A 26,053-nucleotide genomic window follows, 5' to 3' on the forward strand; every position below is an offset into this window, starting at 1 on the left:
TGAAATCCTTGTTCCGCAAGCCCGAAGTCCGCTACGCCGCCTCCTGACCATCAACTATTTGCCTTACGGGTCAATAACTGCCGCGCTGGTGGGGGCGCTCATGGGGGCGGCAGCCGTGCTGACCGCCGTGGCCACCCCGGCCCAGGCCGCGACCGCCATCACGATCAACGGCGGGTCCGGCGGAAGGGCGCTCGATGGAATCGGCGCGGTCAGCGGCGGCGGTGGCAACAGTAGGTTGCTGATCGACTACCCGGAACCGCAGCGCAGTGACATCCTGGACTACCTGTTCAAGCCGGGCCGTGGCGCTGCGATGCAGCTGCTGAAGACGGAGATCGGCGGCGACACGAACTCGACCTCCGGCGCGGAGCCCAGCCACGAGCACACCCGGGGCAACATCAACTGCAACCGGGGCTACGAGTGGTGGCTGATGGAGCAGGCGAGGGCGCGCAACGCCAACATCGCCCTGGCGGGCCTGGCCTGGGGAGCGCCGGGCTGGATCGGGAACGGCAACTTCTGGTCCAACGACTCGATCGACTACCTGGTGGCCTGGCTGGACTGCGCGGCCACCCACGGGCTGACCATCAACTACCTCGGCGGATGGAACGAGAAGGGCTACAACGCCACCTGGTACAAGAACCTGCGGTCCGCCCTGAACTCCCGCGGCTACAGCAATGTCAAGATCGTGGCCTCGGACGACTTCGGCTGGGGCGCCGCCGACGAGTCACTGCGCGACCCGGCGTTCGCCAACGCCGTGCAGGTCTTCGGCAGCCACTACGTCTGCGGCTACCGCAGCGCCCAGTCCAGTTGCCCCAGCTCCTCCAACGCGGTGTCCACGGGCAAGGCGTTGTGGGCCAGCGAGAACGGGTCGGACGACTACAACGCCGGCGCGCAGGCGCTCGCCCGGGGCATCAACCGTGGCTACATCGACGGCAAGATGACCGGCTACATCAACTGGCCCGCCATCGCCGCCATCACCCCCAACATCCCGTGGGCGACCACCGGCGTGGCGGTGACGCAACAGCCCTGGTCCGGCGCCTACTCGATCGGCAAGAGCGCGTGGGTGATGGCGCAGACGACGCAGTTCACCGCCCCGGGCTGGCGCTACCTCGACGGATCGACCGGCTACCTCGGCGGCAACCGCAACAACGGCAGCTACGTGTCGCTGAAGTCCACCAACAACAGCGACTACAGCACCATCATCGAGACGATGGACGCCGGGTCGGCGCAGACCCTCGACTTCACCGTCACCGGCGGGCTGTCCACCGGCACCGTGCACGTCTGGTCGACGAACGTCAGGTCGAACAACACCGCCGACCACTTCGTGCGGGGTAGCGACATCACGCCGAGCGGCGGACGCTTCTCGCTCACCGTCCAGCCCGGCTACGTCTACAGCATCACCACCACCAGCGGGCAGGGTAAGGGCACGGCGACCAGCCCGGCGCAGGGCACCCTCAAGCTGCCCTACAGCGACACCTTCGACAGCTACGACGTCGGTCGCGAGGCCCGGTACCTGATGGACCAGCAGGGCTCGTTCGAGATCGCCGCCTGCGGGGGTGGCCACTCCGGCCAGTGCGTACGGCAGCTGTCGGAGCAGACGCCGATCTTCTGGACGTCCGGCCAGGCCGAGCCGTACACGCTGCTGGGCGACCTGAGCTGGCGCAACTACACGGTCTCCTCCGACGTCATGCTGGAGAAGTCCGGCTACGCGCAGCTCATCGGACGCGCGAACACGTACAACCACCAGGGGCCGCAGAACCTCAACGGCTACTACTTCCGGGTGACCGACGGTGGCGCGTGGTCCATCCGGAGCAACAACACCAGCGGCAACTGGCGCACGCTGGCCAGTGGGAACACCTCGGCGCTGGGCACCGGCCGCTGGCACACGCTGGCGCTGACGCTCAACGGGAGCACCCTCACCGCGAGCATCGACGGCACCACCGTCGGCACGGCCTCCGACTCGACCTGGGTCGCCGGTCAGATCGGGTACGGCACGGGCCAGGGGGTCACCGCCCAGTTCGACAACCTCTCCATCACTCCGATCGGCAACTCCGGCGAGCCGGGTCCGACCGGGACCATCCGGGGTGCGGGCTCCAACCGCTGCCTGGACGTCAACGGCGCCAGCCAGGCCGACGGTTCGGTCGTGCAGATCTGGGACTGCAACAGCGGGGCCAACCAGCAGTGGACGCTCACCTCGAGCAACCAGCTCACCGTCTACGGCAACAAGTGCCTCGACGTGGCGAGCACCGCGACGGGTAGCCGCGCGCGGATCATGACCTGCAACGGCGGCGGCGGCCAGCAGTGGCGCGTCAACGGCGACGGCACGATCACCGGGGTCGCCTCGGGGCTCTGCCTGGACGTCAACGGCGCGGGAACCGCCAACGGCACCGCCGTCCAGATCTGGACGTGCACCGGCGGTAGCAACCAGCAGTGGATCCGCGGCTGACGAGAGGCGTCCGCACGAGGACCCCGTACCCGATTGATGGTTGCCGGCCGCTCACCTGAGCGGCCGGCAGTCGCCGTTCGGACGGCCGGCGCGGGCTCCATGTAGGAGCGTGAGGGCGTATCGTGTGGGCCGCGCTGCTGCCGGTGTCATCCCCGAGGCTGCCGGCAGCCGTCACACGGGGGAGGTCTGATGGCGCAGTTCCCGAGCGCGGATTTCGGGGCGGCGACGGAACGGTTCATCGCCTCCTGGTCGGCCGGCATCTCCGAGCGGGCCGCCCGCGCGCACGAGTTGTCCGAACGGGTGGCGACGATGTCGGCGACCGCCGAGGGCGCGGACGGCGCCGTCCAGATCACCGTCGCCGCGTCCGGCGCGATGACCGACCTGCGGCTCGACGACCGGGTGCTGCGCTGGCGGGCCGACGAGATCGCCGCCGAGGTGCTGGCGGTGATGCGCCGGGCGCAGGGGCGGTTGGCTCCGCAGGTGGCGGAGGCCGCCGCGGAGACCGTCGGCGCCGACTCCGAGACCGCCCGCGCCGTCGTGGGCAGCTACGAGTCGCGCTTCCCGGAGGTGCCCGAGGAGGACGAGCAGGGGTACGGCTCCTGGGGTGACCGTGGGCGCTGAGGCAGCCGGGTTCGAGGTCACCACGGCGGCGGTGACCACCCACGCCCGTTCCGTCGACCGGGTCTCCGGGGGCATCGGCGTTGCACACGACGCGGCGTCGTACGTGCAGATGGGCGCCGACGCGTACGGGCACCTGCCCGTCTGTCAGGCGATCCCCTTCCTGTTGGACTTCCTCCAGGGCCCGGCCGTCAACGCGCTCGCGGCGGCCCAGGAGGCGCTGCACAGCGCGGCGGGCGCGCTCGACGAGACGGTGGACGCCTACCACGACACCGACGCGACGATCTCCGCCTCCCTCGGGCGGATGCACCGGTGAGCACCGACGTCGCGAACCCGCTGATCGCCGCCCGGCAGGACACCACCACCATCGCCAGCGAGGAACTCGGCGGCCTGGCCGCGTACGTCAACCGCTGACCGCTGCCGGTCAGGCCGCGACGGCCGCCCGGACGTCGTCCCCGGCCTCGCGCAGCCGTGCCGCCGCCTCCTCGGCCGTGCAGTGGGCGAGCAGCAGCACGATTGCCGTCTTGGCGTGACCGCGTGCCGCGGCGAGCGCCCGCGCGGCCGTGTCGAGGTCGGTGTCGGCCGCCTCCGCGACGATCCGGCGTGCCCGGTCGACGAGCTTCTCGTTGGTGGCGTTCATGTCGACCATCAGGTTGCCGTAGACCTTGCCGAGCCGGGCCATCGTGACGGTCGACAGCATGTTGCAGACGAGCTTCTCGGCGGTGCCGGCCTTGAGCCGGGTCGAGCCGGTGAGCACCTCGGGACCGGTGGGCACCTCGATGGCGACGTCGGCGTGCCGGCTGACCACCGCGTCGGTGTTGCAGGCCACCGAGACGGTGGCCGCTCCGCGTTCGCGGGCATGCGCCAGCCCACCCACCACATAGGGGGTACGACCGCTGGCCGCGAGCCCCACCACCGTGTCGCGGTCGGTGAGGCCGACCGCGTCGAGGTCGGCGACGGCACGGGCCGGGTCGTCCTCGGCGCCCTCGACGGCGACACCGAAGGCGCCCGCCCCGCCGGCGAGCAGACCGATGACCCGCTCGGGCGGCGTACCGAAGGTGGGTGGGCACTCGACGGCGTCGAGCATGCCGATCCGGCCGCTGGTGCCGGCGCCCAGGTAGATCAACCGGCCTCCTCGGCGCAGCGAGGCCACGATGACGTCGACGGCGGCCGCGATGTCCGGTACGGCCCGGCGGACGGCGTCCGCGACCGTACGGTCCTCGTCGTTCATCGCGAGGAGCATCTCGGTGGGTGACATCCGGTCGAGGTCGGTGGTCTTGTCGTTGCGGGTCTCGGTGCCGAGGGTGCTGAGGTCCACGGGGTGTTCGTTCCTCTCGCTGGTGTCTCAGTCGCCGACCGGGCGAGTGCTCCCTGACCAGTTCGGCGGCGCGTACCAAATCGTTGAGATTCGGTCGGCAACACGCCGTTCGGGCCTCGCGTCCGCTCGCATCAGCAGGCTGAGACCACAGCGTAACCAGGCCGGAGGGGCGCTGGCAAAAAGTTTCGCGATAGTGTGGGCCAACGTCATTAATTGACAACCCCGCTGGTTGGGAGTGAGCCGTGCGTCAACTCGACCTTGTCGTGATCGTGCTGTACCTCGTAGTGATCGCCGCCGTCGGACTACGCCTGTCCGGCAAACAGAAGTCGTCCAAGGACTACTTCGTGGGCGAGGGCAAGCTGCCCTGGTGGACCGTCTCGTTCTCCGTGGTCGCCACCGAGACCAGCGTCCTGACGGTGATCAGCGTGCCCGGTGGCGCCTACAGCAGTCAGGGCTTCGGCAACGTCGAGCTGGCCCTGGGCTACGTCATCGGTCGGGTCGTGGTGGCGGCGGTACTCATCCCGCTCTACAAGCGGGGCGGCTTCGTCAGCGCCTACCAGTACCTGGGTGAGCGGTTCGGCCTGAAACTCCAGGGACTGGCATCGGTCACCTTCGTCTTCACCCGCCTGCTCGCCGAGGGCGTACGACTGTTCGCCTCGGCCATCCCCATCAAGCTGCTCCTGGACGAGTTCGGGCTGAACGTCGGCTACCAGGCGATCATCATCGTGTTGACCCTGATCACGGTGGTGTACACCTACCTCGGCGGCATCAAGGCGGTCATCTGGACCGACGCCATCCAGATGGGGCTCTACCTGGGCGGGGCGATCCTGGCCATCGCGGTGCTCAGCCACGCGGTGGGCGGCGACGGCTGGGGGCAGGCGCTGGACGCCGGCAAGTTCCAGCTCTTCGACACCAACTTCGACCTGGCGCACGTCCTCACCAGCCCGTTCGCCCTGCCGACCGCGATCATCGGTGGCGCCATCTTCGCGATGGCCAGCCACGGGTCGGACCAGCTCATCGTCCAGCGCATCCTGTCGACCCGCACGCTGCGCGAGGGTCAACTGGCGATGATCTCCTCCGGCATCTTCGTGGTCATCCAGTTCGCGGCGTTCTCGCTGGTCGGTGCCCTGCTGTGGTCGTACAACAAGGGTCAGACCTTCAAGGAACTCGGCCTGAACAGCACCGACAACCTCTACCCGAACTTCATCCTGCACGCCCTGCCGGTGGGCATCTCCGGCCTGCTGGTCGCCGGCATCCTCGGCGCGGCGATGGGGTCGCTGTCGTCGGCACTGAACTCGATGTCGAACTCCACGGTCGCCGACTTCATCCACAGCTTCTTCCACAAGGTGCCGTCGGACGACGTGATGCTCCGGCTCGCCCGGGTGATGACCCTGGTCTGGGCGGTGCTGATGGCGATCTTCGCCTGCGCGTTCAGCTCCAGCACCGGAAACGTCTACCTGACCGGTCTGACCATCGCCGGCTACACCTACGGGGCGCTGCTCGGCGCCTTCCTACTCGGCCGCCTCGTCAAGCGGGCCAACCAGGTCGACGCCGTGATCGCCTTCCTCGTCACGGTGGCGGTGATGACCTACATCGTCCGCTACGTCAAGATCGACGTGACGAAGGCCGGGACCACCACCGCGACCGCCATCGCCGCGCAGTGGCTGGTGCCGATCGGCGTCCTGGTCACCCTGGTCGTCGGCGCGGTGTCGAGCCGCTTCCACGCCGCACCGGAGACGCCGTACGACCACCGGCGCGTCGACGATGACGACGAGGCGACGGTGACTCCCGTGAGCCGGGCCTGAAGGAGGACGCGGTGCGCGTGATCGGCCTGATGTCCGGCACCTCGTACGACAGCATCGAAGCCGCCGCGGCCGAGTTCGAGCGCGATGGCGACACCCTGCGCATGCGCCCGCTGGGCCGGCTCAGTCACCCGTACCCCGACGAGCTGCGCACCCGGATCGCCGCCGCCCTGCCACCCGCGCCGACCACCACCGAGGCGATCTGCGTGCTGGACACCGGCATCGGCCAGGCGTTCGCCGAGGCCGGTGTACGGGCTCTCGCCGAGCTGTGCGGCGGCCGGGCCGATCTGGTCGTCTCGCACGGCCAGACCATGCACCACTGGGTGGAGAACGGCGTGGTCCGGGGCACTCTGCAACTGGGTCAGCCGGCCTGGATCGCCGAGGCCACCGGTCTTGCGGTCGTGGCCGACCTGCGCAGCCGCGACGTCGCCGCCGGCGGTCAGGGCGCACCGCTGGTCGCCCTGTTCGACGCGCTGCTGCTGCGCGGCCTGCCCGGCGTTCCGGCCGCCCTCAACCTGGGCGGAATCGCCAACATCACCGTCGTCGCGCCGGACACCGATCCCCTCGCGTTCGACACCGGCCCGGCGAACGCGCTCCTCGACGCCGCCGTGCGCCACTTCAGCGGCGGCGTCGAGGAGTACGACCGGGATGGACGTGGAGCAGCGGCCGGACAGGTCGACCCGGCCCTGCTGCGACGGCTGCTCGACGAGCCGTACTACCGGCTGACCGGCCCGAAGAGCACCGGCAAGGAGCTGTTCCACCTGCCGTACCTGCTCGCCGCCCTGACCGACACGCCCACCCCGGAGCCGCGGGACGTGCTGGCCACGCTCACCCGGCTGACGGCGGTCACGGTGGCCGACGCCTGCCGGGCGCACGGCGTCACCCGGCTCGTCGTCTCCGGCGGCGGTGCACACAACCCGACCCTGATGGGCATGCTCGTCGACGAGCTACCCGGCGTCGACCTGTCGTCCAGCGACGAGGTCGGTGTCGCCTCGGACGCCAAGGAGGCGCTGGCCTTCGCGCTGCTGGGCTACCTGACCGTGCACGGACTGCCGGGCACCCTGCCCTCGGGCACCGGCGCACGGCACGCCTCGGTGCTCGGCAGCATCACCCCCGGTCGTGGACCGCTGCGGCTGCCCGCGCCGGCCCGCACCACGCCCGATCGGCTGCTGATCGACGCGTCCTCGGCCAACTGACCACTCCTTCTGACGGAGGATCCGCCATGAGCACCGTCGTACCCGCTCCGACCGCCGCCGGCGTCCACGCCCGCGAGGTCGCCGACCTGCTGCGCGCGCGCCTCGACGACCCGAGTCGGGTCAGCGCCGAGCTGCCCCGACGGCTGGCGGTGGCCCACGACGCGTCGCCGTACCTGTTCGAGCCGCAGGCCGTGGTCCGCGCCGGCTCGGCGGCCGAGGTGGGCGCACTGATGGCCGCCGCCCGGGAGGCGGGGGTGCCGCTGACCCTGCGCGGCGGCGGCACCAGCCTCGCCGGGCAGGCCGGCGGCGCGGGCGTACTTGTCGACGTCCGCACCGACTGGCGCAACGCCGAGGTGCTCGACGACGGCCGGCGCATCCGACTCCAGCCGGGCCTCACGATCCGGCAGGCCAACGCCCGGCTGGCCCGCTACGGCCGACGGCTCGGCCCGGACCCGGCCAGCGAGGCCGCCTGCACGGTGGGCGGCATGGTGGCCAACAACTCCAGCGGGATGACCTGCGGTACGACCGACAACGCGTACCGCACCATGGAGTCGCTGCGCTTCGTGCTGCCGTCCGGCACGGTCGTCGACTCCGCCGCCCGCGACGCCGACAACCGGCTGCGGGCCGCCGAGCCCGAGCTGCACGCCGGGCTGCTGCGGCTGCGCGACCGGGTGCGCTCGGACCCCGGCTCGCGGGCCACCATCGAGCGACTGTTCGCCATGAAGAACACCATGGGGTACGGGCTGAACTCGCTGCTCGACCACAGCAGCCCGGTGGACATGCTCGCCCACCTCATGATCGGCAGCGAGGGCACGCTCGGCTTCGTGGCCGAGGCCGTCTTCCGCACCGTCGAGATCCACGGCCACACCGCCACCGGCCTGCTCATCCTTCCCGGCCTCACCGACGCCACCGATGCCCTGCCCGCCCTACTCGCCGCCGGTGCCCGTACCGCCGAACTGCTGGACGCGGCCGCGCTGCGGGTCAGCCAGCGCGACCCCGACGCGAGCCGGGCCCTGCGCGGTCTGACGGTGATCGGGCACGCCGGGCTGCTGGTGGAGTTCGCCGAGGACAGCGCGGAGCACCTGGCCGCGACGCTGGCCGACGCCCGGTCGGTGCTCGACCGGCTACCCGCCGTCAACGGCACCGAGCTGACCCGCGACCCGCGCGAACGAGCCAAGCTCTGGCACCTGCGCAAGGGCCTCTACACCGCCGTCGCCGGGGCCCGACCGCCCGGCACCACGGCCCTGCTGGAGGACATCGCGGTGCCGATGCCGCGCCTGACCGGCACCTGCGACGGCCTGATCGACCTGTTCGAGCGGCATGGCTACACCGACGCGGTCATCTTCGGGCACGCCCGTGACGGCAACCTGCACTTCATGCTGACCCAGTCGTTCGACACGCCGGCCGAGGTCGACCGCTACGCGCGGTTCACCGACGACATGGTCGACCTCGTCCTCGCCGAGGGCGGCACCCTCAAGGCCGAGCACGGCACCGGCCGCGCCATGGCCCCCTTCGTCCGCCGGCAGTACGGCGACGAGCTGTACGACGTGATGCGCGAACTCAAGCGGTTGTGCGACCCGAGCGGCCTGCTCAACCCGGGTGTACTGCTCAACGACGACCCGACCGTGCACCTACAGCAGCTCAAGGCCGTGCCGACGGTCGACGAGGAGCTGGACGCCTGCGTGGAGTGCGGCTACTGCGAGCCGGTCTGCCCCACCGCCGACGTGACCACCACGCCTCGGCAGCGCATCGTCCTACAACGGCAGATCGCGCTGGCCACCGCCGCCGGGGACGAGGAGCGTCGTCGGGAGTTGAGCGACGACTACGCGTACGCGGCGGTGGACAGCTGCGCCGCCGACAGCCTCTGCGTCACCGCCTGCCCGGTCGGCATCGACACGGGCGCGGCGATGAAGCGGCTGCGCGCCGAGCGGCACAGCCCTCGTGCCCAGCGCACCGCCGTCGGCGCCGCCCGGCACTGGAAGGCCGCCGTGGCCGGCGTCCGGGTCGGCCTGAACACCGCACACGTCACCCCGACGCCGGTGGTCCGCGCCGCCACCGGGGTGATCCGTTCTCTCGGCGTCACCGAACTCGTACCACAGTGGAGCGACGACATCCCGCGTGCCGGCGCGCCCCGACCCGCGCCGCGCAGCGCGCCGGACGCCCAGGCGGTGTTCTTCGCGGCCTGCATCGGCAGCGTGTTCGCGGCTCAGGACGGCCCGCCCGGCGGTTCGGCAGCGGCGTTCCTGCGCCTGTGCGAACTGGCCGAGGTGCCGGTGGTCGTACCGGCCGGCACGGCGGGCCTGTGCTGCGGGACGCCCTGGCAGTCCAAGGGCTACCCCGCCGGGCACCGCGAGATGGCCGAGCGGACCCTGGCCGTGCTCTGGGCGGCCAGTGACCAGGGGCGGCTGCCCGTGGTGTGCGACGCGTCGTCCTGCACCCACGGCCTCACGCAGTTGACCGCCGCGCTCGCCGTCCAGGACCGGGCACGGTACGCGGGGCTGCGTGTCGTCGACAGCGTCACCTTCACCGCCCAGCACCTGCTGCCGGCGCTGCCCGAGCCCCGGCGGCTGGGGTCGCTCGCGCTGCACCCCACCTGCTCCACCGTGCACCTCGACGGCATCGACGACCTGCACACGGTGGCCCGGGCGGTCGCCGACACGGTGACCGTGCCGGACAGTTGGGGGTGCTGCGCCTTCGCCGGCGACCGGGGACTACTGCACCCCGAGGTCACCGCGAGCGCCACCGCCGCCCAGGCCGCCGAGGTCAATCAGCGCCACCACGACGCGTACGCCTCCTGCAACCGCACCTGCGAGATGGGCATGAGCCGGGCCACCGGCCAGCCGTACCGGCACGTGCTCCAGGTGCTGGTCGAGGCGATCGAGCCGCCGGCCTAGCCTGCGCGGCGCAGCAGCGCGGCGGCGAGCAGACCACCGGCCAGGACCGCTGCGGCGCCGACCAGTTTCCCGGTCTCCAGCGCGGAGGCGAAAGCGCTGGTCACGGCCGCCCGCTGCGGTCCCTCCTGCGCGGCGGCGAGCGCGACGTGCGGCGCGGCGAGAATCGCGTGCAGGTCAGTTGTCCGCATCGCTGGTCGCGCCGGGCCGACCCGCCAGAGCGTTCAGCTCGGCAGCTCGCGTCGTCTGGATCCGGCCGGCGAGCGCCCGCACCTCCGGGCTGCCCCCGGCGGTCTGCTCGCCCCGGCACAGCACGACGGTCTGCTCGAGGTGTGCCCGGAGCAGACCGACGGCCCGGGACGGCACCTCGACGTCCGGGGCGGCGCGCAGCTCGGCGAGGCGATCGTCCGTCACCATGCCGGGCATCTGATGCCCCTCGTGGATGTTCTGCTCCGGGACGTTGCCGGCGGCCAACAACCTCCGCAGCTCCACCAGCTCGGACCGGTGCGCCGTCCGGATGTCACCGAGGACGACGCGCAGCGCGGGATCGGTGGCCGACGGTCGGGCGTCGAGGTGGTCGATCAGCGCGAGCGCTCCCTCGTCCATCGGGAGCAGCAGTTGGATGAAGGCGCCGTCGGTGCCGTTGAGCAGCACCGAAGCGGCAGGCGCGGCAGTGGCCGACGCGGGTGCGGCGGGCTGGTCGGTGCGACTTGCGTGCCGGGTCAGGCCGACGGCCAGCGTCGTCGCGGCGAGAGCTACGACGACGCCGGCGATCCGCCAGGCGGAGGCCTTGAGCAGGGAACTGGTCATGGGACGGCGCTCAGCGCGCGGCCTGGAACGCGCGGCCGACCGCCGTCGCCCTGCTGCCGTCGCTGAACAACCCGGACTTGTCCTTGTCGGTCGCGGGCAGGCCGAACCAGGCGTACCGCTGCACGTAGGAGAGCTGGCCGAGCATGCCGGTGGCCGCGGTGAGGAAGGCCGCCTGCTGCTCCTGGCTGGGGAACACCTGACGCCCGCCGTCGTAACGGATCAGCGCGAACTCGGTCAACCAGATCGGCTTCTTGTACCGCTGGTAGACGGCTTGCAGGTACTGCCGAAGCTGGTTCACCGCCGCCGCCGTCGTGAAGTCGGCCCCGTACCAGTGCAGGGCGATGAAGTCGACCCGGTGACCTCGGGCCTCGGCGCCGGTCATGAATCTGTCCAGCCAACCCTGCGGGTCCGCGCCACCCCAGGCGACCGCTGGGCTGCTCAGCTTGCTGCCCGTCGCCATCAGTTGCGGCCACAGGTCCAGCGCCCGGTCGACGGTCATGTTCGCCTGCTCGGGCAGGTCCGGCTCGTTGAAGCCGAGCAGGTAGGGCCCGGCGGCCCGGGCGCGGGCCAGTTCACCGGCGTTGACGTTCTCCGCGCTACGGATCATGGGCACGAACGTCGCGCCCCGCGGTGTGCTGATGCCCGGATGCTGGGTGCCCCAGCTGTAGTACCAGCCGGCCTTCGAGTTGGCCAACGCCTGGCTCGCGCCGGCGAAGTTCCACACCCCGACGCCCTTGCGCACGGAGCTGACCGCCGGCACTACCGGTGCCTTCGACGGCGACGGACGCACGCTCGGCGACGCTGCCCTGCTCGGGGAGGCGACGACGGTGGGCGCGGCCGGCGGCGCGGCGGCCCAGGAGGGCGCGGCCTGTGGCGCGGCAGCCGGATCAGCCGGCAGGACCACCACCAACGCGGTGATCGCGGCGACCGCGGCCACCACAGATGCGGCCAGGGACGTCATCAGGCCACGGGGCGCGTGCACCGCCAGGTCGACGACGTTCGAGGGCGGTCCGACGGTCTGCGCGGCGGCCGGGGGCACGCTCGCGTGCGGGATGTGGGCGCTGAGGCCGGCGGGCAGCGGCAGCAGCGGCATCCCCGCGAGCAGCCGGTCGATCGGCAGGAACCCGGTGCCCAGGTGCCCGCAGAACGCGCAGTCACGGACGTGGCGGGCCAACCGCTTGCGCCACAGGGGACTGGGAGTGCCGTCCCACTCGGCCCTCACGGCGTGCAGATCGGGGCACCCGGGCCGGGCGTGCAGTGCGCGGACGACCCCCCGGGCGCTCTGGATCTGCTCCTTCATCCGGTGGATGCGTACGGCGACGTGCCCCGGCGACAGACTCGCCGCGTCGGCGATCTCGGTACGCGTCAACTCGCCGGTCTCCTCCAGCCACCACAGCGAGAGCAGTTCCTGGTCGTCCGGATCGAGCCACCGGGTCGCTTCGGCTACCTCCCGACGCTGGTCGGTGAGGCTGAGCCGGAGGATCGTCATCCCGGCGAAGTCGGAGGCGGGGTCGGGCACGTTGTGGATCGCGTCCAGCCCGGCGTCGCGGTCGAGGGCGACCCGTCGGCGCTGGTCCCAGTCGCGCACCTGCCGAATGGTGATCGCCACGAGCCAGGACCGGTACGCCGCCGGGTCGTTGAGGGTGGGCAGGTGCCGGATCACCCGTACCAGCGTCTCCTGGACCACGTCGTCGACGTCGGCATGGCCGCGCAGCGCGCGCCCGACGATGTTGTAGACCAGCGGAAGCGAGGCCGCCACGACGTCGTCGAGAGCGCGCCGGTCGCCCTGTCGAGCCGCGACGACCAACCCGGGATCGGGTACTGCCCGACCGGCTGGCGACATGGGTACCACTCCTCCTGCGCTCAACCCGGACAGCGCCTGTGCGCGCTGACCGCCTCCTGATCGGAGACGAGCGGTGGCAGGTCAGATTACGGTTTTCCCCTCCGGGCGCTCGGGCCGGTCAGTCGTCGCGGGGGCCGGGTTCGCCGCCGCGAACGGGGTACGCAGGCGGGACATCGACGCGGCGCTCACGTCCGTGACTGGACTGCGCTCGTCGTCGACGACGACCCTGTCGCCGTCGATCGCGAAGGGGTTCCGGGCGAACGTCAAATCGGGCACGAGATGCTCCAAGGGGATGTGCGCGGCAGCGCTCGACTGAGCCATTGGCAGCTTCGAGGCCATGGGAAGTGAAGGACGCGGATCGGCGAGGGGCCATCGAGCCGCGCGATCACAGCCTACGGGGCCGCCGGGAAAAGAACTCCGTGCGGCACCCATCCGGCGGGCCGCCGGTGCCGAATCCCCCCGACAGCACCTGAACGGCCATGGTGTGACGCTAGACAGCAAAATCCCACTCCGCGGTCAGGGCTGGGGTGCGGTGACGTGCCGCAGGTGCCCCAGCGGCAGGTGCGGCGGCTGCCACTCCAGGAACAGGGCCGTGGCGTCGTCATCGAGCTGCTCGTCCTGGTACGCGAGGACGGCACGCACCAGGCGGCGCATCGTCTCCGGACTGGGCAGCCCGTCGTTGAGGGCGCGGTTGACGAAGTCGACGAGCCGATCCAGTCCGAACCGCTCCCCGTCGGCACTGCGCGCTTCGGTGATGCCGTCGGTGTAGGCGAGGAGGCGGTCCCCCGGGTGCAGCTCCTCCTCGTACACCCGGGGCCTGGCCTCCGACAGGTGACCGAGGCCGAGCGGTAGCGCGGTCGGGCCCGGCAGCTCCCGGATGGCCTTGCCGTCGCGCAGCAGCATGGCACCGGGGTGACCTGCGTTGATGATCCTGAGCCGGCCGGTCCGCCGGTCCAACTCGGCGAGCAGCCCGGTCGCGAAGTAGCTGGGGTGCTCGGAGCGCACCCACCGGTCGATGCTGATGGCCGTGTCGACGAGGTCGAGGCCGGACCGGCGGGCATTGCGGTACGCGCTGACCACCAGCGAGGCCAGGGTGCTCGCCTTGATGCCGTGCCCGCACGTGTCGAAGAGTCCGAGACTGAGCACGTCGCCGTTCAGCGCGTAGTCGAAGATGTCCCCGCCGACGTCGTAGCACGGTTCGAGGATCGCGGTGATCACCAGATCGTCGGTCGCGAAGGTCAGCGGCGGCAGCAGCCCCCACACGATCTCGGCGGCGACCTGCATCGGCAGGCGTCGGCGCATCCGCTCGATGACATCGCCGTAGAGCCTGCGGTTCACCAAAACCTGGGCGACGTTGACCGCCAACTCCCAGGCGGGCCCGTCCAACGCCGTGTCATCGGCGGCCGGCGACACGACCTCCAGAACCCCCAGCCGTTCGCAGCCGAGCAGCAGGGGCACCCAGAGCCGGTCCGGGCTATCGGCGGCTCGCTGCACGTCGAGGGTCGTGAACGCCCGACCGGCCAGGGTCGTCTCGATCGTCAACTGATCCCGAGCCAGACCGGCACCCAGCAGGGGCACGAGGCAGGCCTGGGTGTAGTCCGCCAGGTAGATCACGATCTCGGTGGCGCCGATCGCCGGCGCCGCTCGGGTGACCAGGAGCGACAGCTCGTCCGGCCCGCCCCGGGGTGCGTTGAGCTGTAGCCAACGCGCCGCGCCACCGGCGTCGACCAAGCTCCACCTCCCGTGTCCTGACCACCCTAGGAGCCCGATAGCGAACTGCCAATGTGGGCCTGACCTCGCCCCACCATCGCTCCCTCATACGCCGGCCGACGACCCGCGCCGACCGGTACTGCGGGACCGCGCCATCGAGGCGTGGATGCCGCTCGCCCGCCATCTGGCCCGCCGCTACTCGGGACGCGGTGCCAACGACGAGGACCTGATATCACCTGGCTAGCCTCAGCGCAAGTCAGATAGGCTGGGCGACATGGAGGACCTACGGGACGACCGCGAATCCTGGTCGATGGAGAACTGCTCCGTCGCACGGGCAATGGACATCGTGGGCAGCCGGTCGACGGTCCTGATCATGCGTGAGGCGCTGCTCGGCACGCGCCGTTTCGACGACTTCGTCCGCCGTGTCGGCGTCGGTGAGCCCGCCATGGCGGCCCGCCTCAAAGACATGGTCGGCACCGGCCTGCTCGAACGAATCCCCTACCGGGAGCCGGGGCAGCGCACCCGCCACGAGTACCAACTGACCCGCAAGGGCCAGGAGTTGCTGCCAGTCATCACCGCCCTGCGCAACTGGGGCGACACCTGGAGCGCCGACGAGGCCGGCCCCGGCATCCTCGCCACCCACCACGAGTGCGGCGAACCGGTCCGCGCGGTGCTGCGCTGCGCCGCCGGGCACGACGTCGAGAGCGGCGACATCGACATCACCGCCGGGCCAGGCCTGATCCGTCGCGACTGACGCCTCAACCACGCCCGCCGCCTGCGGCACCACGGGCGCTCGGACCCGCTCGGGGCGCTCGGACCCGCTCGGAGCGCTCGGGGCGCTCGGGGCGCTCGGAGCGCTCGGGGCGCTCGGGGCGCTCGGGGCGCTCGGGGCGCTCGGAGACCACCGCCGGAGAACCGCAGGAGGAGCGAGATGGAGCTGACCGAACCGACCGTCTGGAACACGGAGCGGTTGGAGCTGGGCGAGGGGCTGCGCTGGGTCGACGACCGCCTGGTCCTCGTCGACCTGCTGGCCGGACGTCTGCTGGAGACCGACGGTGACCGTCCCGCCCCGCTACGGGAACTGCGCCACCTCGACGTCCCGCTCGGCGCGGTCGCCCCGGTGGCCGATCGGCCCGGCGAGTGGCTGGCGGCCGCCGGCACCGGCATCACCGTTCTGCCCGCCGCCGGTGATCCCCGGCCGGTCGCCGACCTGGTCGCCGACGCGCCCGAGCCCACCCGGATGAACGACGCCGTTGCCGACCCGCACGGCCGCTTCTGGGCCGGCAGCATGACGTACGCCGGAGGGCCCGGCGGGGGCACGCTGTACCGGCTCGATCCAGGCACGACGCCGGTGCCCGCGGTGACCGGGCTGTCCATCCCGAACGGGCCGGCGTTCGACGCCACCGGCACCACCATGTACCTGGCGGACACGCCGCGCGGCGAAGTCGACCGGTTCACCGTCGACCCGGTCACCGGTGACCTGCACGGCCGGGAGCCGTTGGTGCGGCTCGCACCGGGCGAGGGCAGCCCGGACGGGATGACTGTCGACGCGGCGGGCCACCTCTGGATCGCGCTGTGGGGCGGCTCGGCCGTTCGCCGCTACCGGCCGGACGGCACCCTGGACCAGGAGATCCGGCTACCGGCGGCCCAGCCGGCCGGCATCTGCCTGGGCGGCTCCGACCTGCGGCGGCTCTTCATCGGCACCGCCTCGATCGGCCGCACGCCGGCCGGCCCGACGGACGGCGCGCTGCTCGCGGTCGACGTCTCCGTGCCCGGCCTGCCGATCTCGTACGCCCGCGCCGCCTGACACGACGCCGTGTGGGTCGTCCCCAACGTCCCGCACGAGCTGCGTGGCAGCGCGGCAGGGCCCGCGTCAGCTCGCCGGCAGGGTGCGGTCCAGCAGGTCGAACAGGGCCGCCCAGTGCCGCTCGGTGGCCTGCTCGTGGTACATCGGGGTGTCGGCCATCGTGAAGCCGTGGAGCGCGCCCCCGTACACCTCGGAGCGGTAGCGCACCCCGGCGGCGTCGAGCGCCTTCTCCAGCGTGGCGATCTGCTCGGGCGTCATGGACTGGTCCGCGTCGGCGTGCCCGAAGTACAGCTCGCCGGTGATCGAGCCGACGCCCAGGTGGGGGCTGTCCGGCGTCTCGGTGACGACCCGCCCGGCGTGGAAGCTGGCGACCGCGGCGATGCGGTCCGGGTGCGCCTCGATGGCCCGCAGCGCGTTCGTGCCGCCCATGCAGTAACCGGTGATCACGACCGGTCCCGGCCGGACGTCGTCGCGGGCGGCCAGGAAGTCGAGATAGGCGGCGGTGTCCCGGCTGATCACGTCGGGGGTCAACGCCCCGATCAACGGCACGATCTTCTCGAACAGGGCGCCCCGCTGGTCGGCCTCACCGAGCCGCGACAGGTCGAATAGCGGTGCCCGGCCGGCCCGGTAGAACAGGTGGGGCGTGAGCACCAGGTAACCGCGTTCGGCGATCCGCTCGGCCATCTCCACCAGGCGGGGCCGGGGCCCGAAGGCGTCCATGAAGAGGAGCACTGCCGGGAACGGGCCGTCGCCGTCGGGCCGGGTCAGGCTCGTGTCCGCCGTTCCGTCGCTGGTCGGGATGTCCACCGTCGTCGTCTGCACTGAGCCTCCTCGTACGCCGATCTTGGTCCGTTTGGAACGTTACCCGCCCCAGCGGCACCCACTGGCCGCCGGACTGCCGCTGGTCGATGGTCCGGGTGGTCACCCCACCGGAGTACGCGATGTCCACCGGCACGTTCGTCGCACGGTTCGGGTCGGCGGTCCAGCGCAGGTGCACGGTCCACGACCCGGCGGTGGGCAGCATCGGGCGGAACCGCAGCCGGTTGACACCCTTGGCTCGCCGGGCGTACCCCAGTCCAGCACCGCGCCGTCCTGACGCAGCCGGGCCTGGAGGGCGGGTACGGCGATGGCCTGCACGGCGAGGTTGCCGCTCAGCGCCAGCGACGCGGCGGTTGCCGCAGGTAAGCGGCGGTTGCCGCAGGTAAGCGGCGGGAACGGTTACAGAAGCACGCCGCTGCCGCTGCGGTACGAGATTCTTCAATCTCTGTCGGCCGGTGTCAACGGGTCAGGGACGGTAGCGGTAGCCCATGCCCGGTTCGGTGATGAGGTGGCGGGGACGGGCCGGATCGTCCTCCAACTTTCGCCGGAGCTGGGCCAGGTACTGCCGCAAATAGTTGGTCTCGTTCTGGTATTCCGGCCCCCACACCTCCTGGAGGAGCTGGCGTTGGCTGACCAGCTTGCCGGGATGGCGCAGCAGCTTCTCCAGCACGCTCCACTGCGTGGGGGTCAGCTTGACCTCGGTGTCGTCGTCGCGCCACACGCGGTGGTCGGCCAGGTCGACGATGTGCCGGCCGATCCGCAGCGCCGGCACGGCCTCGCTGGGCGCGCTGAGCCGCCGGGTCACCGCGCGGATGCGGGCCAGCAACTCCTCCACCCCGAACGGCTTCGTGACGTAGTCGTCGGCGCCCGCGTCGAGCGCGGCGACCTTGTCCTCGCTGCCCGCCCGGCCGGAGAGCACGATGATCGGCACGGCGGTCCAGCCGCGCAGGCCGCGGATCACCTCCACACCGTCGAGGTCGGGCAGGCCGAGGTCGAGGACCACCAGGTCCGGTGGGTGGCTGGCGGCGGCTTTCAACGCGGCGGCCCCGGTGGCGGCGACGTCCACGTCGTACCGGCGGGCGCGCAGGTTGATCCGCAGGGCCCGCAGGATCTGCGGTTCGTCGTCGACGACCAGGATGCGCGTCATTCCTGCGGCTCCTCCGGGCTGGTCTGCGCCGCGGCGGGCAGCCGCAGCACCATGGTGAGCCCACCGCCGGGCGTGGTCTCCGGGGTGATGCTGCCACCCATCGCCTCGGCCAACCCCCGGGACAGGGCGAGGCCGAGGCCGACGCCAGTCTGGTTGTCCCGGTCACCGAGGCGTTGGAACGGCAGGAAGACGTGCTCCCACTGGTCTTCCGGGATGCCCGGACCCCGGTCGATGACCCGCAGCTCCACCTGGCCGGCGTGAGCGCTGGCGGTGATCGTGGGCGGCTGGCCGGGCGGGCTGTAGCGCAGCGCGTTGGCGATGACGTTGACCAGCACCCGTTCCAGCAGGCCCGGGTCCGCGGTGGCGGCCGGCAGGTCGGCCGGAATGTCCGTCGCGACGGTCGCGGCCGCCGGGCCAAGTTCGTCCAGGGCCAGGGGTACGGCGTCCTCCAGGCCGATCGCGGTGGTGGCGATGCCCAGGGCGCCGGCCTGGAGGCGGCTCATGTCGAGCAGGTTGGCGACCAGTCGGGCGAGGCGGTCCAGCGACTCCTCGGCGGTCTCCAGCAGTTCTTCGCGGTCGGCCTCGTCGAACTCGACGTCGTGACTGCGCAGGCTGGTCACCGCCGCCTTCGCCGACGCCAGGGGCGTACGCAGGTCGTGGCTGACCGCCGCGAGCAGCGCGGTGCGCATCCGGTCGGCCTCGGCGAGGGGCCGGGCGGTGGCGGCCTCCTCGGCGAGCCGTTCCTGGCGCAGCGCGACAGCGGCCTGGGCGGCGAACGCCTCGACGATCCGCCGGTCGGCGGCCTCCAACCGCCGGCCGCTGAGCACGACGGTGATCCGCTCGTCGACGGGTACCGCGGTCTCACCGTCGTCGGGTGTGCAGGCCGGCTGCTCACCGACGCTGGCCACGACGCACCAGGCGCGCTCCTCGCGGGCCCGGGCGGGGCGGCCGCTGGCCTCCTCGGCCAGCTCCAGCAGGCTCACCGCGCGCAGCCCGAAGGTCTCGCGGAGCTGGTCCAGCAGAGCGGGCAGCGGGCGTTCGCCGCGCAGCACGCCGCCGGCGACGGCGGCGAGGGTCTGCGCGTCGGCGGCGGCCCGCGCGGCCTCGCGGGTACGCCGGGCGGCCACGTCGACGATCCAGCTCACCGCGAGGGCCACCCCGACGAAGACGGCGAGCGCGAGCAGGTTGTCGGCCTCGGCGATGGTCAGGGTGCGGTACGGCGGGGTGAAGAACCAGTTGAGCAGCAGCGAACCACCGAGCGCGGCGACCAGCCCCGGCCACACCCCGCCGACCAGCGCGACCCCGACCACCCCGGCCAGGAAGAGCAGGATGTCGTTGGTCAGCGTCAGGTCGGGCAGGGTCTTGAGCAGCAGCGTGAGCAGGGGCATGCCGAGCACCGCCAGGCCGAAGCCGAGCAGTCGACGACGGCGGGACAGCGCCGCCGGCACCGCCGCCGCCCGCCGGCCCTTGCCGGCCTGCTTGTGGGTGACCAGGTGTACGTCGATCGAGCCGGAGAGGGCGGTGGTGGTCACCCCCACGCCCCGGGCGAAGATCTGCGCGAATCGACCCCGCCGGCTGGCCCCGAGCACCAACTGGGTGGCGTTCACGGCCTGGGCGAAGTCGAGCAGCGCGGCCGGCACGTCGGTGCCGAGCACCTGGTGGTACGTGCCGCCCAGGCTCTCGACGAGCACCCGTTGGCGGGCGAGCTGGGCCGGGTCGGCGCCGGCCAGGCCGTCGCTGCGGGCCACGTGCACGGCGAGCAGGTCGGCGCCCTTGCTGCGGGCCGCGACCCGGGCCGCCCGGCGGATCAACGTCTCGCCCTCCGGGCCGCCGGTCAGCGCCACCACGACGCGTTCGCGGGCCTCCCAGGTGGCGGCGATGCCCTGCTGGCTGCGGTACCTGTCGAGCTGCTCGTCGACCTTGTCGGCCAGCCAGAGCAGCGCCAGCTCGCGCAGCGCGGTGAGGTTGCCGACCCGGAAGTAGTTGCCGAGCGCGGCGTCGATCTTGTCGGGTCGGTAGATGTTGCCGTGCGCCATCCGGCGACGTAGCGCCTCCGGGGTCATGTCGACCAGCTCGACCTGCTCAGCCGCGCGGACGATCTCGTCCGGTACGGTCTCCCGCTGCATGGTGCCGGTGATCTGGGCGACGACGTCGTTCACGGATTCCAGGTGCTGCACGTTGACCGTGGACAGCACGTCGATCCCCGCGTCCAGCAGCTCCTGGACGTCCTGCCAGCGCTTGTCGTGCCGGGAGCCGGGCACGTTGCTGTGCGCCAGCTCGTCGACGACCGCGATCTGCGGCCGGCGGGCCAGCACCGCGTCCACGTCCATCTCGGTGAACTCGACGCCCCGGTACTCCATCGCGCGGCGGGGCACCTGCTCCAGGTCGCCGATCATGGCGACGGTGTGCTGCCGGCCGTGGGTCTCCACGAAGCCGATCACCACGTCGGTGCCGCGCGCGGCCCGCCGCTGGGCCTCCTCCAACACGGCGTACGTCTTGCCGACGCCGGGTGCGGCCCCGAGATAGATGCGCAGTTCTCCGCGTGGCACGGGAACCATCCTCCCTGGTCAACGTGGCGGGCGGAGCCGCGCCCGGTCAGCGCGGCCCCGCCCGCCAGGGTCCTCAGCGCGCGGCGAACCGCTTGTCGAGGGCGATGTTGAGTTCCAGCACGTTGACGCCGGGCTCGCCCATGAACCCGAGCCCACGCCCGCCGGTGTGCTCCTCGACGAGCTTGCGGATCGCCGCCGGGTCCGCGCCGCGTTCCCGGGCGACCCGGTTGACCTGCACCTCGGCGTACGCCGGGCTGATCTGCGGGTCGAGGCCGCTGCCGCTGGCGGTGACCGCGTCGGCGGGCACCGCCGGGTCGGCCGGCGCGTCGCCCCGGATCGGGGTGATGACTCCGCCGGCGGCGACGTAGTCCTCGCCGGGCCTGGCCAGCTCCACAGTCACCCCCTGGTACGAGGTGACGAACGGTGTGGCCGGGGCGACCTGGTTGACGCTGACCACCCGGGTGACCGGGCCGGTCAGACCATCGGCGCGGAAGACGGCGAGCACGGCACCCACTCCGTCGGCGGTGCAGTAGGGGCGGCGGCCGTCGACGGCGTTCAGCTCGCCGACGGCCTTGCTGCGCCCGCACACCTGGGTGAGCAGGCTCTCGCTGGACTCCTCCGGGTCGGTGGCGATGGCGTCGACCACGCTCTCCGGGCCGAGGTTGCTGGCCGAGGTGGACGTCGGGTCGTAGCCGTCGCCGGCGGCCGACGGACGGGACTGGAAGTAGCGGGGTACGGGGTTACCGTCCGCGTCGGTGAAGGACTGGCCGATCAGCGAGCTGCCGACAGTCGTCCCGCCCGACGTGATCAGCGAGCCGTCGGCCTTGTGGTGGAGGCCGGGTAGCTGACCGAGCGCGACCAGGGCCAGTGGGTAGGCCAGGCCGAGCAGCACCGTGAAGACGAGCAGGGCGCGCAGGGCGGCGAGGTGTTGGGCGATCCAGGTGGGTAGACGCATCACGAAATCCCCGGGACGAACTGGATGAGCAGGTCGATGAGCTTGATCCCGATGAACGGCACGATGATGCCGCCCAGCCCGTACACCAGCAGGTTGCGGCTGAGCAGCTTCGACGCGGCGGCCGGCCGGTACCGCACGCCGCGCAGGGCGAGCGGGATCAGCGCGATGATCACCAGGGCGTTGAAGATGACGGCGGACAGGATCGCCGACTCCGGGCTGGCCAGCCGCATGATGTTCAGCGTGTCCAGGCTCGGGTAGAGGCCGGCGAACATGGCCGGGATGATCGCGAAGTACTTCGCGATGTCGTTGGAGATGCTGAACGTGGTCAGCGCTCCACGGGTGATCAGCAACTGTTTGCCGATCTCCACGATCTCGATCAGCTTGGTCGGGTCGGAGTCGAGGTCGACCATGTTGCCGGCCTCCTTGGCGGCCGACGTGCCGGTGTTCATGGCCACCCCGACGTCGGCCTGGGCGAGTGCCGGCGCGTCGTTGGTGCCGTCACCGGTCATCGCGACCAGCCGGCCGCCCTCCTGCTCCCGCTTGATCAGCGCGAGCTTGTCCTCCGGTGTCGCCTCGGCCAGGAAGTCGTCCACCCCGGCCTCGTCGGCGATGGCCTTCGCGGTGCGCGGGTTGTCGCCGGTGATCATCACGGTCCGGATGCCCATCCGGCGCATCTCGTCGAACCGCTCGCGCATGCCGGACTTGACGACGTCCTTGAGGTGGATGACGCCCAGGGCGCGGGCCGGCTCACCGTCGACGTGCTCGGCGACCACCAGCGGGGTGCCGCCGGTGCCGCTGATGGCGTCCACGATCTCGCCGACCTGCTCGGTGGGGTGGCCGCCGTTCTCGCGTACCCACTTCATGACCGCGGCGGCGGCGCCCTTGCGGACCCGGCGGGCCGTGCCCACCGCGCCGCCGTCGACGCTGGCGTCCGGTGTCAGGTCGACGCCGCTCATCCGGGTCTGCGCGGTGAACGGTACGAAGATGGCGTGCGGCATGACGCCGGGCTCGCGTTCGCGCAGTCCGAACTCGTTCTTCGCCAGCACGACGACCGAGCGCCCCTCCGGGGTCTCGTCGGCCAGGCTGGAGAGCTGGGCGGCGTCGGCCACGGTCGCGGCGTCGACCCCCTCGACCGGTACGAACTCGGCGGCCTGCCGGTTGCCGAGCGTGATGGTGCCGGTCTTGTCCAGCAGCAGGGTGTTGACGTCGCCGGCAGCCTCGACGGCCCGACCGCTCATCGCCAGCACATTGCGCTGGACCAGGCGGTCCATGCCGGCGATGCCGATGGCCGACAGCAGCGCGCCGATGGTGGTGGGAATCAGGCAGACCAGCAGCGAGACGAGCACGACACCGGTCACGCCGGAGCCGGTGATCGCACCGCTGTCCGGCGCGGCGGCCTGGTACGCCTTGGAGAAGATCGCCATCGGCTGGAGGGTGACCACGGCCAGCAGGAAGATGACCGTGAGCGCGGCGAGCAGGATGTTCAGCGCGATCTCGTTCGGCGTCTTCTGCCGGTTGGCACCCTCGACCAGGGCGATCATGCGGTCGATGAAGCTCTCCCCCGGCTTCTGGGTGATCTTCACGATGATCCGGTCGGAGAGCACCTTGGTGCCGCCGGTGACCGCGCTGCGGTCGCCGCCGGACTCCCGGATGACCGGGGCCGACTCACCGGTGATGGCCGACTCGTCGACGCTGGCGATGCCCTCGACGATGTCGCCGTCGCCCGGGATGATCCCGCCGGCCTCGATGAGCACGATGTCGCCCTGGCGCAGCTCCGGCGCGGCCACCGCCTCGTCGCGGTAGGTGTTGGCCCGCGCGCCCGGCTTCCAGTCGACCAGCCGGGTGGCGATGGTGTCCTTCTTCGCCTGCCGCAGCGTGGCGGCCTGGGCCTTGCCCCGACCCTCGGCGACCGCCTCGGCCAGGTTGGCGAAGACGACGGTCAGCCAGAGCCAGACGGTGATCGCCCAGGCGAACACCGACGGATCGGTCACCGCCAGGACGGTGGTGAAGGCCGCGCCGACCTCCACGATCAGCATCACCGGGTTGCGCCACAGGGTGGCGGGGTTGAGCTTGCGTACGGCGTCCGGCAGGGACCGGATCAACTGTGTGGGGTCGAGCAGGCCCCCGCCGATCCGGTTGCCCTGGTCGGCTCCGGCGACGATTTGCCCGGATGTCACGGACATGTCCTCGTTCCTCATGGTGGTCAGAGCCCCTCTGCCAGCGGGCCGAGCGCGAGCGCGGGCAGGAAGGTCAGCGCGACGAGGACGACCGTGACGCCGACGACCATCCCGATGAACAGCGGTCGGTGGGTCGGCAGGGTGCCCTCGGACGCGGGGGTCGGTGCCTGGCGGGCCAGTGAGCCGGCCAACGCGAGCACGAAGATGAGCGGCAGGAACCGGCCCAGCAGCATGCACAGCCCCAACGCGGTGTCCCACCAGGTGGTGTTGACCGTGATGCCGCCGAAGGCGGAGCCGTTGTTGTTGCTGGCCGAGGTGAACGCGTACAGCACCTCGGAGAGTCCGTGCGGGCCGGCGTTGAGCACTGTGGAGTTGTTACCGGTGGCGAACGCGACCGCCGTGCCGACGAGCACCAGGATCGGCGTGATCAGGAAGTACAGCGAGGCGAACTTGATCTCCCGCGAGCCGATCTTCTTGCCCAGGTACTCGGGTGTGCGGCCCACCATCAGGCCAGCCACGAAGACCGTTATCACCGCGAGGATCAGCAGGCCGTAGAGGCCGGAACCGGTCCCGCCGGGTGCGACCTCGCCGAGCATCATGTTGACCATCGTCATCATGCCGCCGAGCGAGGTGAACGAGTCGTGGAACGAGTTGACCGCGCCGGTCGAGGTGAGCGTGGTGGCGGCGGCGAAGGTGGCCGAGTTCGACACGTCGAACCGCACCTCTTTGCCCTCCATCGCCGCGCCGACGGCCTGCGGCACCGTACCGTGGCCGGCCAGCTCGAAAACGTTGGTGATGGCGACGCTTGCGAACGCGAGGATGCCCATCACCGCGGCGATGGCGTAGCCCTGCCGGTTCTGCCCGACCATCCGGCCGAAGACCCGGGGCAGGCTGAACGGGATCAGGAGGCTCAGGAAGATCTGCAGCCAGTTCGTCCAGGTGGTGGGGTTCTCGAACGGGTGGGCGCTGTTGACGTTGTAGAAGCCGCCGCCGTTGGTGCCCAGCTCCTTGATCGCCTCCTGGCTCGCGACCGGGCCACCGGTGATCGTCTGGGTGCCGCCGGTCAGCGTGCTCACGTCGGTGCCGGCGGAGAGGTTCTGCACCACCCCGCCGAGCATCAGCGCGATGGCGCCGAGCACCGCGATCGGCACCAGGATGCGCAGCACGATCCGCGTCAGGTCGACCCAGAAGTTGCCGAGCTGACCGGTACGACTGCGGGCGAAGCCGCGGACCAGCGCGACCGCCACCGCGATGCCGACCGCCGCCGAGACGAAGTTCTGCACGGCCAGACCGGCCATCTGCACCAGGTGGCCCATCGTCGACTCACCCGAGTACGACTGCCAGTTCGTGTTCGTCACGAACGACACGGCGGTGTTCCACGCGCCGTGCGGCGCCACCGGGTCGAACCCGAGCGACAGCCACAGGTGGTTCTGCACCCGCTGGAACAGGTACAGGAACAGGACCGAGACGGCCGAGAACGCCAGCACGCTGCGGGCGTACACGCCCCAGGTCTGCTCGGCGGTCGGGTTGACACCGACGAGGCGGTAGACCCCCCGCTCGACGCGCGACTGCTTCGTCCCGGAGACCGCCCGGAACATGTGGTCGCCGAACGGCTTGTAGACGGCGACGAGGGCCGCCACCAGCGTCAACACGAAGATGACGCCCGCTGTTGTCATGGTCATCAGAAGCGCTCCGGGAACAGCAGGGCGAACACCAGGAACGCGCCCAGGACGATCGCGAGCACCAGACCGACGACGTTGGCCGCGTTCACAGCTTCTCCACCGCCCGGACCACCAGGGCGAACACTGCGAACAGCGCCACCGTGAGGACCACGAACACCACGTCAGACACGCTGACTCCTCTTACCGGAAAGGTTCGTCGCGACCGCCTTCCGGTCGCGCCCGGCAAGCAAAGCCCGGCAACCGGCGCGCGGCACGGGTCATAACGCGACCATGACGGCCACGAACC

The 26,053-nt window shown here is 71.5% G+C and carries 21 protein-coding genes; 8 read left to right on the top strand and 13 right to left on the bottom strand.

Annotated features, from left to right (window positions below; all coding sequences use genetic code 11):
• Window positions 1-100: 100 nt before the first annotated feature.
• The 3 genes from ACLQ24_RS09155 (at window position 101) to ACLQ24_RS09165 (ending at window position 3,377) form a co-directional block, all read left to right on the top strand.
• The gene (locus ACLQ24_RS09155; RefSeq protein ID WP_425890478.1) at window positions 101-2,443 is read left to right on the top strand and encodes a ricin-type beta-trefoil lectin domain protein; all 2,343 of its coding nucleotides are present in this window, start codon (window positions 101-103) and stop codon (window positions 2,441-2,443) included.
• Between the two features lie 189 nt (window positions 2,444-2,632).
• Window positions 2,633-3,064, top strand: a complete 432-nt coding sequence (locus ACLQ24_RS09160; RefSeq protein WP_425890385.1) for a YbaB/EbfC family nucleoid-associated protein — start codon at window positions 2,633-2,635, stop codon at window positions 3,062-3,064.
• Window positions 3,048-3,377: a hypothetical protein gene (locus ACLQ24_RS09165; protein WP_425890387.1), complete on the top strand. Its 330-nt coding sequence runs from the start codon at window positions 3,048-3,050 to the stop codon at window positions 3,375-3,377. Before ACLQ24_RS09160 ends, ACLQ24_RS09165 begins: the two co-directional genes overlap by 17 nt.
• Window positions 3,378-3,485: 108 nt before the next feature.
• Here ACLQ24_RS09165 and murQ read toward each other — a convergent pair whose 3' ends face one another.
• The gene (gene murQ / locus ACLQ24_RS09170) at window positions 3,486-4,379 is read right to left on the bottom strand and encodes an N-acetylmuramic acid 6-phosphate etherase (RefSeq protein WP_425890389.1); all 894 of its coding nucleotides are present in this window, start codon (window positions 4,377-4,379) and stop codon (window positions 3,486-3,488) included.
• Between the two features lie 242 nt (window positions 4,380-4,621).
• On the opposite strand from murQ, the gene ACLQ24_RS09175 reads away from it, so the two are divergent.
• Genes ACLQ24_RS09175 through ACLQ24_RS09185 form a run of 3 tightly spaced genes read left to right on the top strand, consistent with a single transcriptional unit; the run spans window position 4,622 to window position 10,271 of the window.
• Window positions 4,622-6,184, top strand: coding sequence for a sodium:solute symporter (locus ACLQ24_RS09175; RefSeq protein WP_425890391.1), 1,563 nt, complete (start codon window positions 4,622-4,624; stop codon window positions 6,182-6,184).
• A gap of 11 nt (window positions 6,185-6,195) precedes the next feature.
• Window positions 6,196-7,377: an anhydro-N-acetylmuramic acid kinase gene (locus tag ACLQ24_RS09180; RefSeq protein ID WP_425890392.1), complete on the top strand. Its 1,182-nt coding sequence runs from the start codon at window positions 6,196-6,198 to the stop codon at window positions 7,375-7,377.
• Between the two features lie 26 nt (window positions 7,378-7,403).
• Complete coding sequence (locus ACLQ24_RS09185) at window positions 7,404-10,271, top strand: FAD-binding and (Fe-S)-binding domain-containing protein (protein ID WP_425890393.1); 2,868 nt, start codon at window positions 7,404-7,406, stop codon at window positions 10,269-10,271.
• On the opposite strand, the gene ACLQ24_RS09190 is transcribed toward ACLQ24_RS09185, so the two are convergent.
• The 5 genes from ACLQ24_RS09190 to ACLQ24_RS09210 all read right to left on the bottom strand — a co-directional run bounded on the left by ACLQ24_RS09190 (window position 10,268) and on the right by ACLQ24_RS09210 (window position 14,652).
• A complete protein-coding gene (locus ACLQ24_RS09190; RefSeq protein WP_425890394.1) occupies window positions 10,268-10,459 on the bottom strand; it encodes a hypothetical protein in 192 nt (63 codons plus the stop codon). The two genes, ACLQ24_RS09185 and ACLQ24_RS09190, sit on opposite strands and share 4 nt — an antisense overlap.
• On the bottom strand, window positions 10,446-11,078 hold the full coding sequence (locus ACLQ24_RS09195; RefSeq protein WP_425890396.1) for a DUF305 domain-containing protein: 633 nt from the start codon (window positions 11,076-11,078) through the stop codon (window positions 10,446-10,448). Before ACLQ24_RS09195 ends, ACLQ24_RS09190 begins: the two co-directional genes overlap by 14 nt.
• A 10-nt stretch (window positions 11,079-11,088) precedes the next feature.
• The gene (locus tag ACLQ24_RS09200; protein ID WP_425890397.1) at window positions 11,089-12,921 is read right to left on the bottom strand and encodes a sigma-70 family RNA polymerase sigma factor; all 1,833 of its coding nucleotides are present in this window, start codon (window positions 12,919-12,921) and stop codon (window positions 11,089-11,091) included.
• Window positions 12,922-13,002: 81 nt separating this feature from the next.
• The gene (locus ACLQ24_RS09205; RefSeq protein WP_425890398.1) at window positions 13,003-13,260 is read right to left on the bottom strand and encodes a hypothetical protein; all 258 of its coding nucleotides are present in this window, start codon (window positions 13,258-13,260) and stop codon (window positions 13,003-13,005) included.
• Between the two features lie 177 nt (window positions 13,261-13,437).
• A complete protein-coding gene (locus ACLQ24_RS09210; protein WP_425890399.1) occupies window positions 13,438-14,652 on the bottom strand; it encodes a PP2C family protein-serine/threonine phosphatase in 1,215 nt (404 codons plus the stop codon).
• A 253-nt stretch (window positions 14,653-14,905) separates the two neighbouring features.
• Between ACLQ24_RS09210 and ACLQ24_RS09215 the strand changes: the two genes are divergently transcribed.
• Window positions 14,906-15,385 (top strand): winged helix-turn-helix transcriptional regulator, encoded by a 480-nt coding sequence (locus ACLQ24_RS09215; RefSeq protein WP_425890401.1) that lies wholly within the window; start codon window positions 14,906-14,908, stop codon window positions 15,383-15,385.
• A gap of 177 nt (window positions 15,386-15,562) precedes the next feature.
• Window positions 15,563-16,438 (top strand): SMP-30/gluconolactonase/LRE family protein, encoded by an 876-nt coding sequence (locus tag ACLQ24_RS09220; protein ID WP_425890403.1) that lies wholly within the window; start codon window positions 15,563-15,565, stop codon window positions 16,436-16,438.
• 66 nt (window positions 16,439-16,504) lie between these two features.
• On the opposite strand, the gene ACLQ24_RS09225 is transcribed toward ACLQ24_RS09220, so the two are convergent.
• From ACLQ24_RS09225 to kdpF, 7 genes are all read right to left on the bottom strand, one after another.
• Window positions 16,505-17,260 carry a dienelactone hydrolase family protein gene (locus ACLQ24_RS09225; protein ID WP_425890404.1) on the bottom strand — a complete coding sequence of 252 codons (756 nt, stop codon included), beginning with the start codon at window positions 17,258-17,260 and terminating at the stop codon, window positions 16,505-16,507.
• A gap of 463 nt (window positions 17,261-17,723) precedes the next feature.
• Window positions 17,724-18,404 (bottom strand): response regulator, encoded by a 681-nt coding sequence (locus ACLQ24_RS09230; protein ID WP_425890406.1) that lies wholly within the window; start codon window positions 18,402-18,404, stop codon window positions 17,724-17,726.
• Entirely contained in the window at window positions 18,401-20,953 is a 2,553-nt protein-coding gene (locus ACLQ24_RS09235; RefSeq protein ID WP_425890408.1) for a DUF4118 domain-containing protein, read from the bottom strand. The genes ACLQ24_RS09230 and ACLQ24_RS09235 overlap by 4 nt, the downstream gene beginning before the upstream one ends.
• A gap of 73 nt (window positions 20,954-21,026) precedes the next feature.
• Window positions 21,027-21,908 carry a potassium-transporting ATPase subunit C gene (locus ACLQ24_RS09240; RefSeq protein WP_425890410.1) on the bottom strand — a complete coding sequence of 294 codons (882 nt, stop codon included), beginning with the start codon at window positions 21,906-21,908 and terminating at the stop codon, window positions 21,027-21,029.
• Window positions 21,908-24,091: a potassium-transporting ATPase subunit KdpB gene (gene kdpB, locus ACLQ24_RS09245; RefSeq protein ID WP_425890412.1), complete on the bottom strand. Its 2,184-nt coding sequence runs from the start codon at window positions 24,089-24,091 to the stop codon at window positions 21,908-21,910. The genes ACLQ24_RS09240 and kdpB overlap by 1 nt, the downstream gene beginning before the upstream one ends.
• A 20-nt stretch (window positions 24,092-24,111) precedes the next feature.
• On the bottom strand, window positions 24,112-25,767 hold the full coding sequence (gene kdpA / locus ACLQ24_RS09250; RefSeq protein WP_425890413.1) for a potassium-transporting ATPase subunit KdpA: 1,656 nt from the start codon (window positions 25,765-25,767) through the stop codon (window positions 24,112-24,114).
• Entirely contained in the window at window positions 25,767-25,856 is a 90-nt protein-coding gene (gene kdpF / locus ACLQ24_RS09255) for a K(+)-transporting ATPase subunit F (protein WP_425890415.1), read from the bottom strand. The genes kdpA and kdpF overlap by 1 nt, the downstream gene beginning before the upstream one ends.
• Between the last annotated feature and the right edge of the window lie 197 nt (window positions 25,857-26,053).

This window comes from Micromonospora sp. DT4, from assembly GCF_049841675.1.
Taxonomy (GTDB): domain Bacteria; phylum Actinomycetota; class Actinomycetes; order Mycobacteriales; family Micromonosporaceae; genus Micromonospora.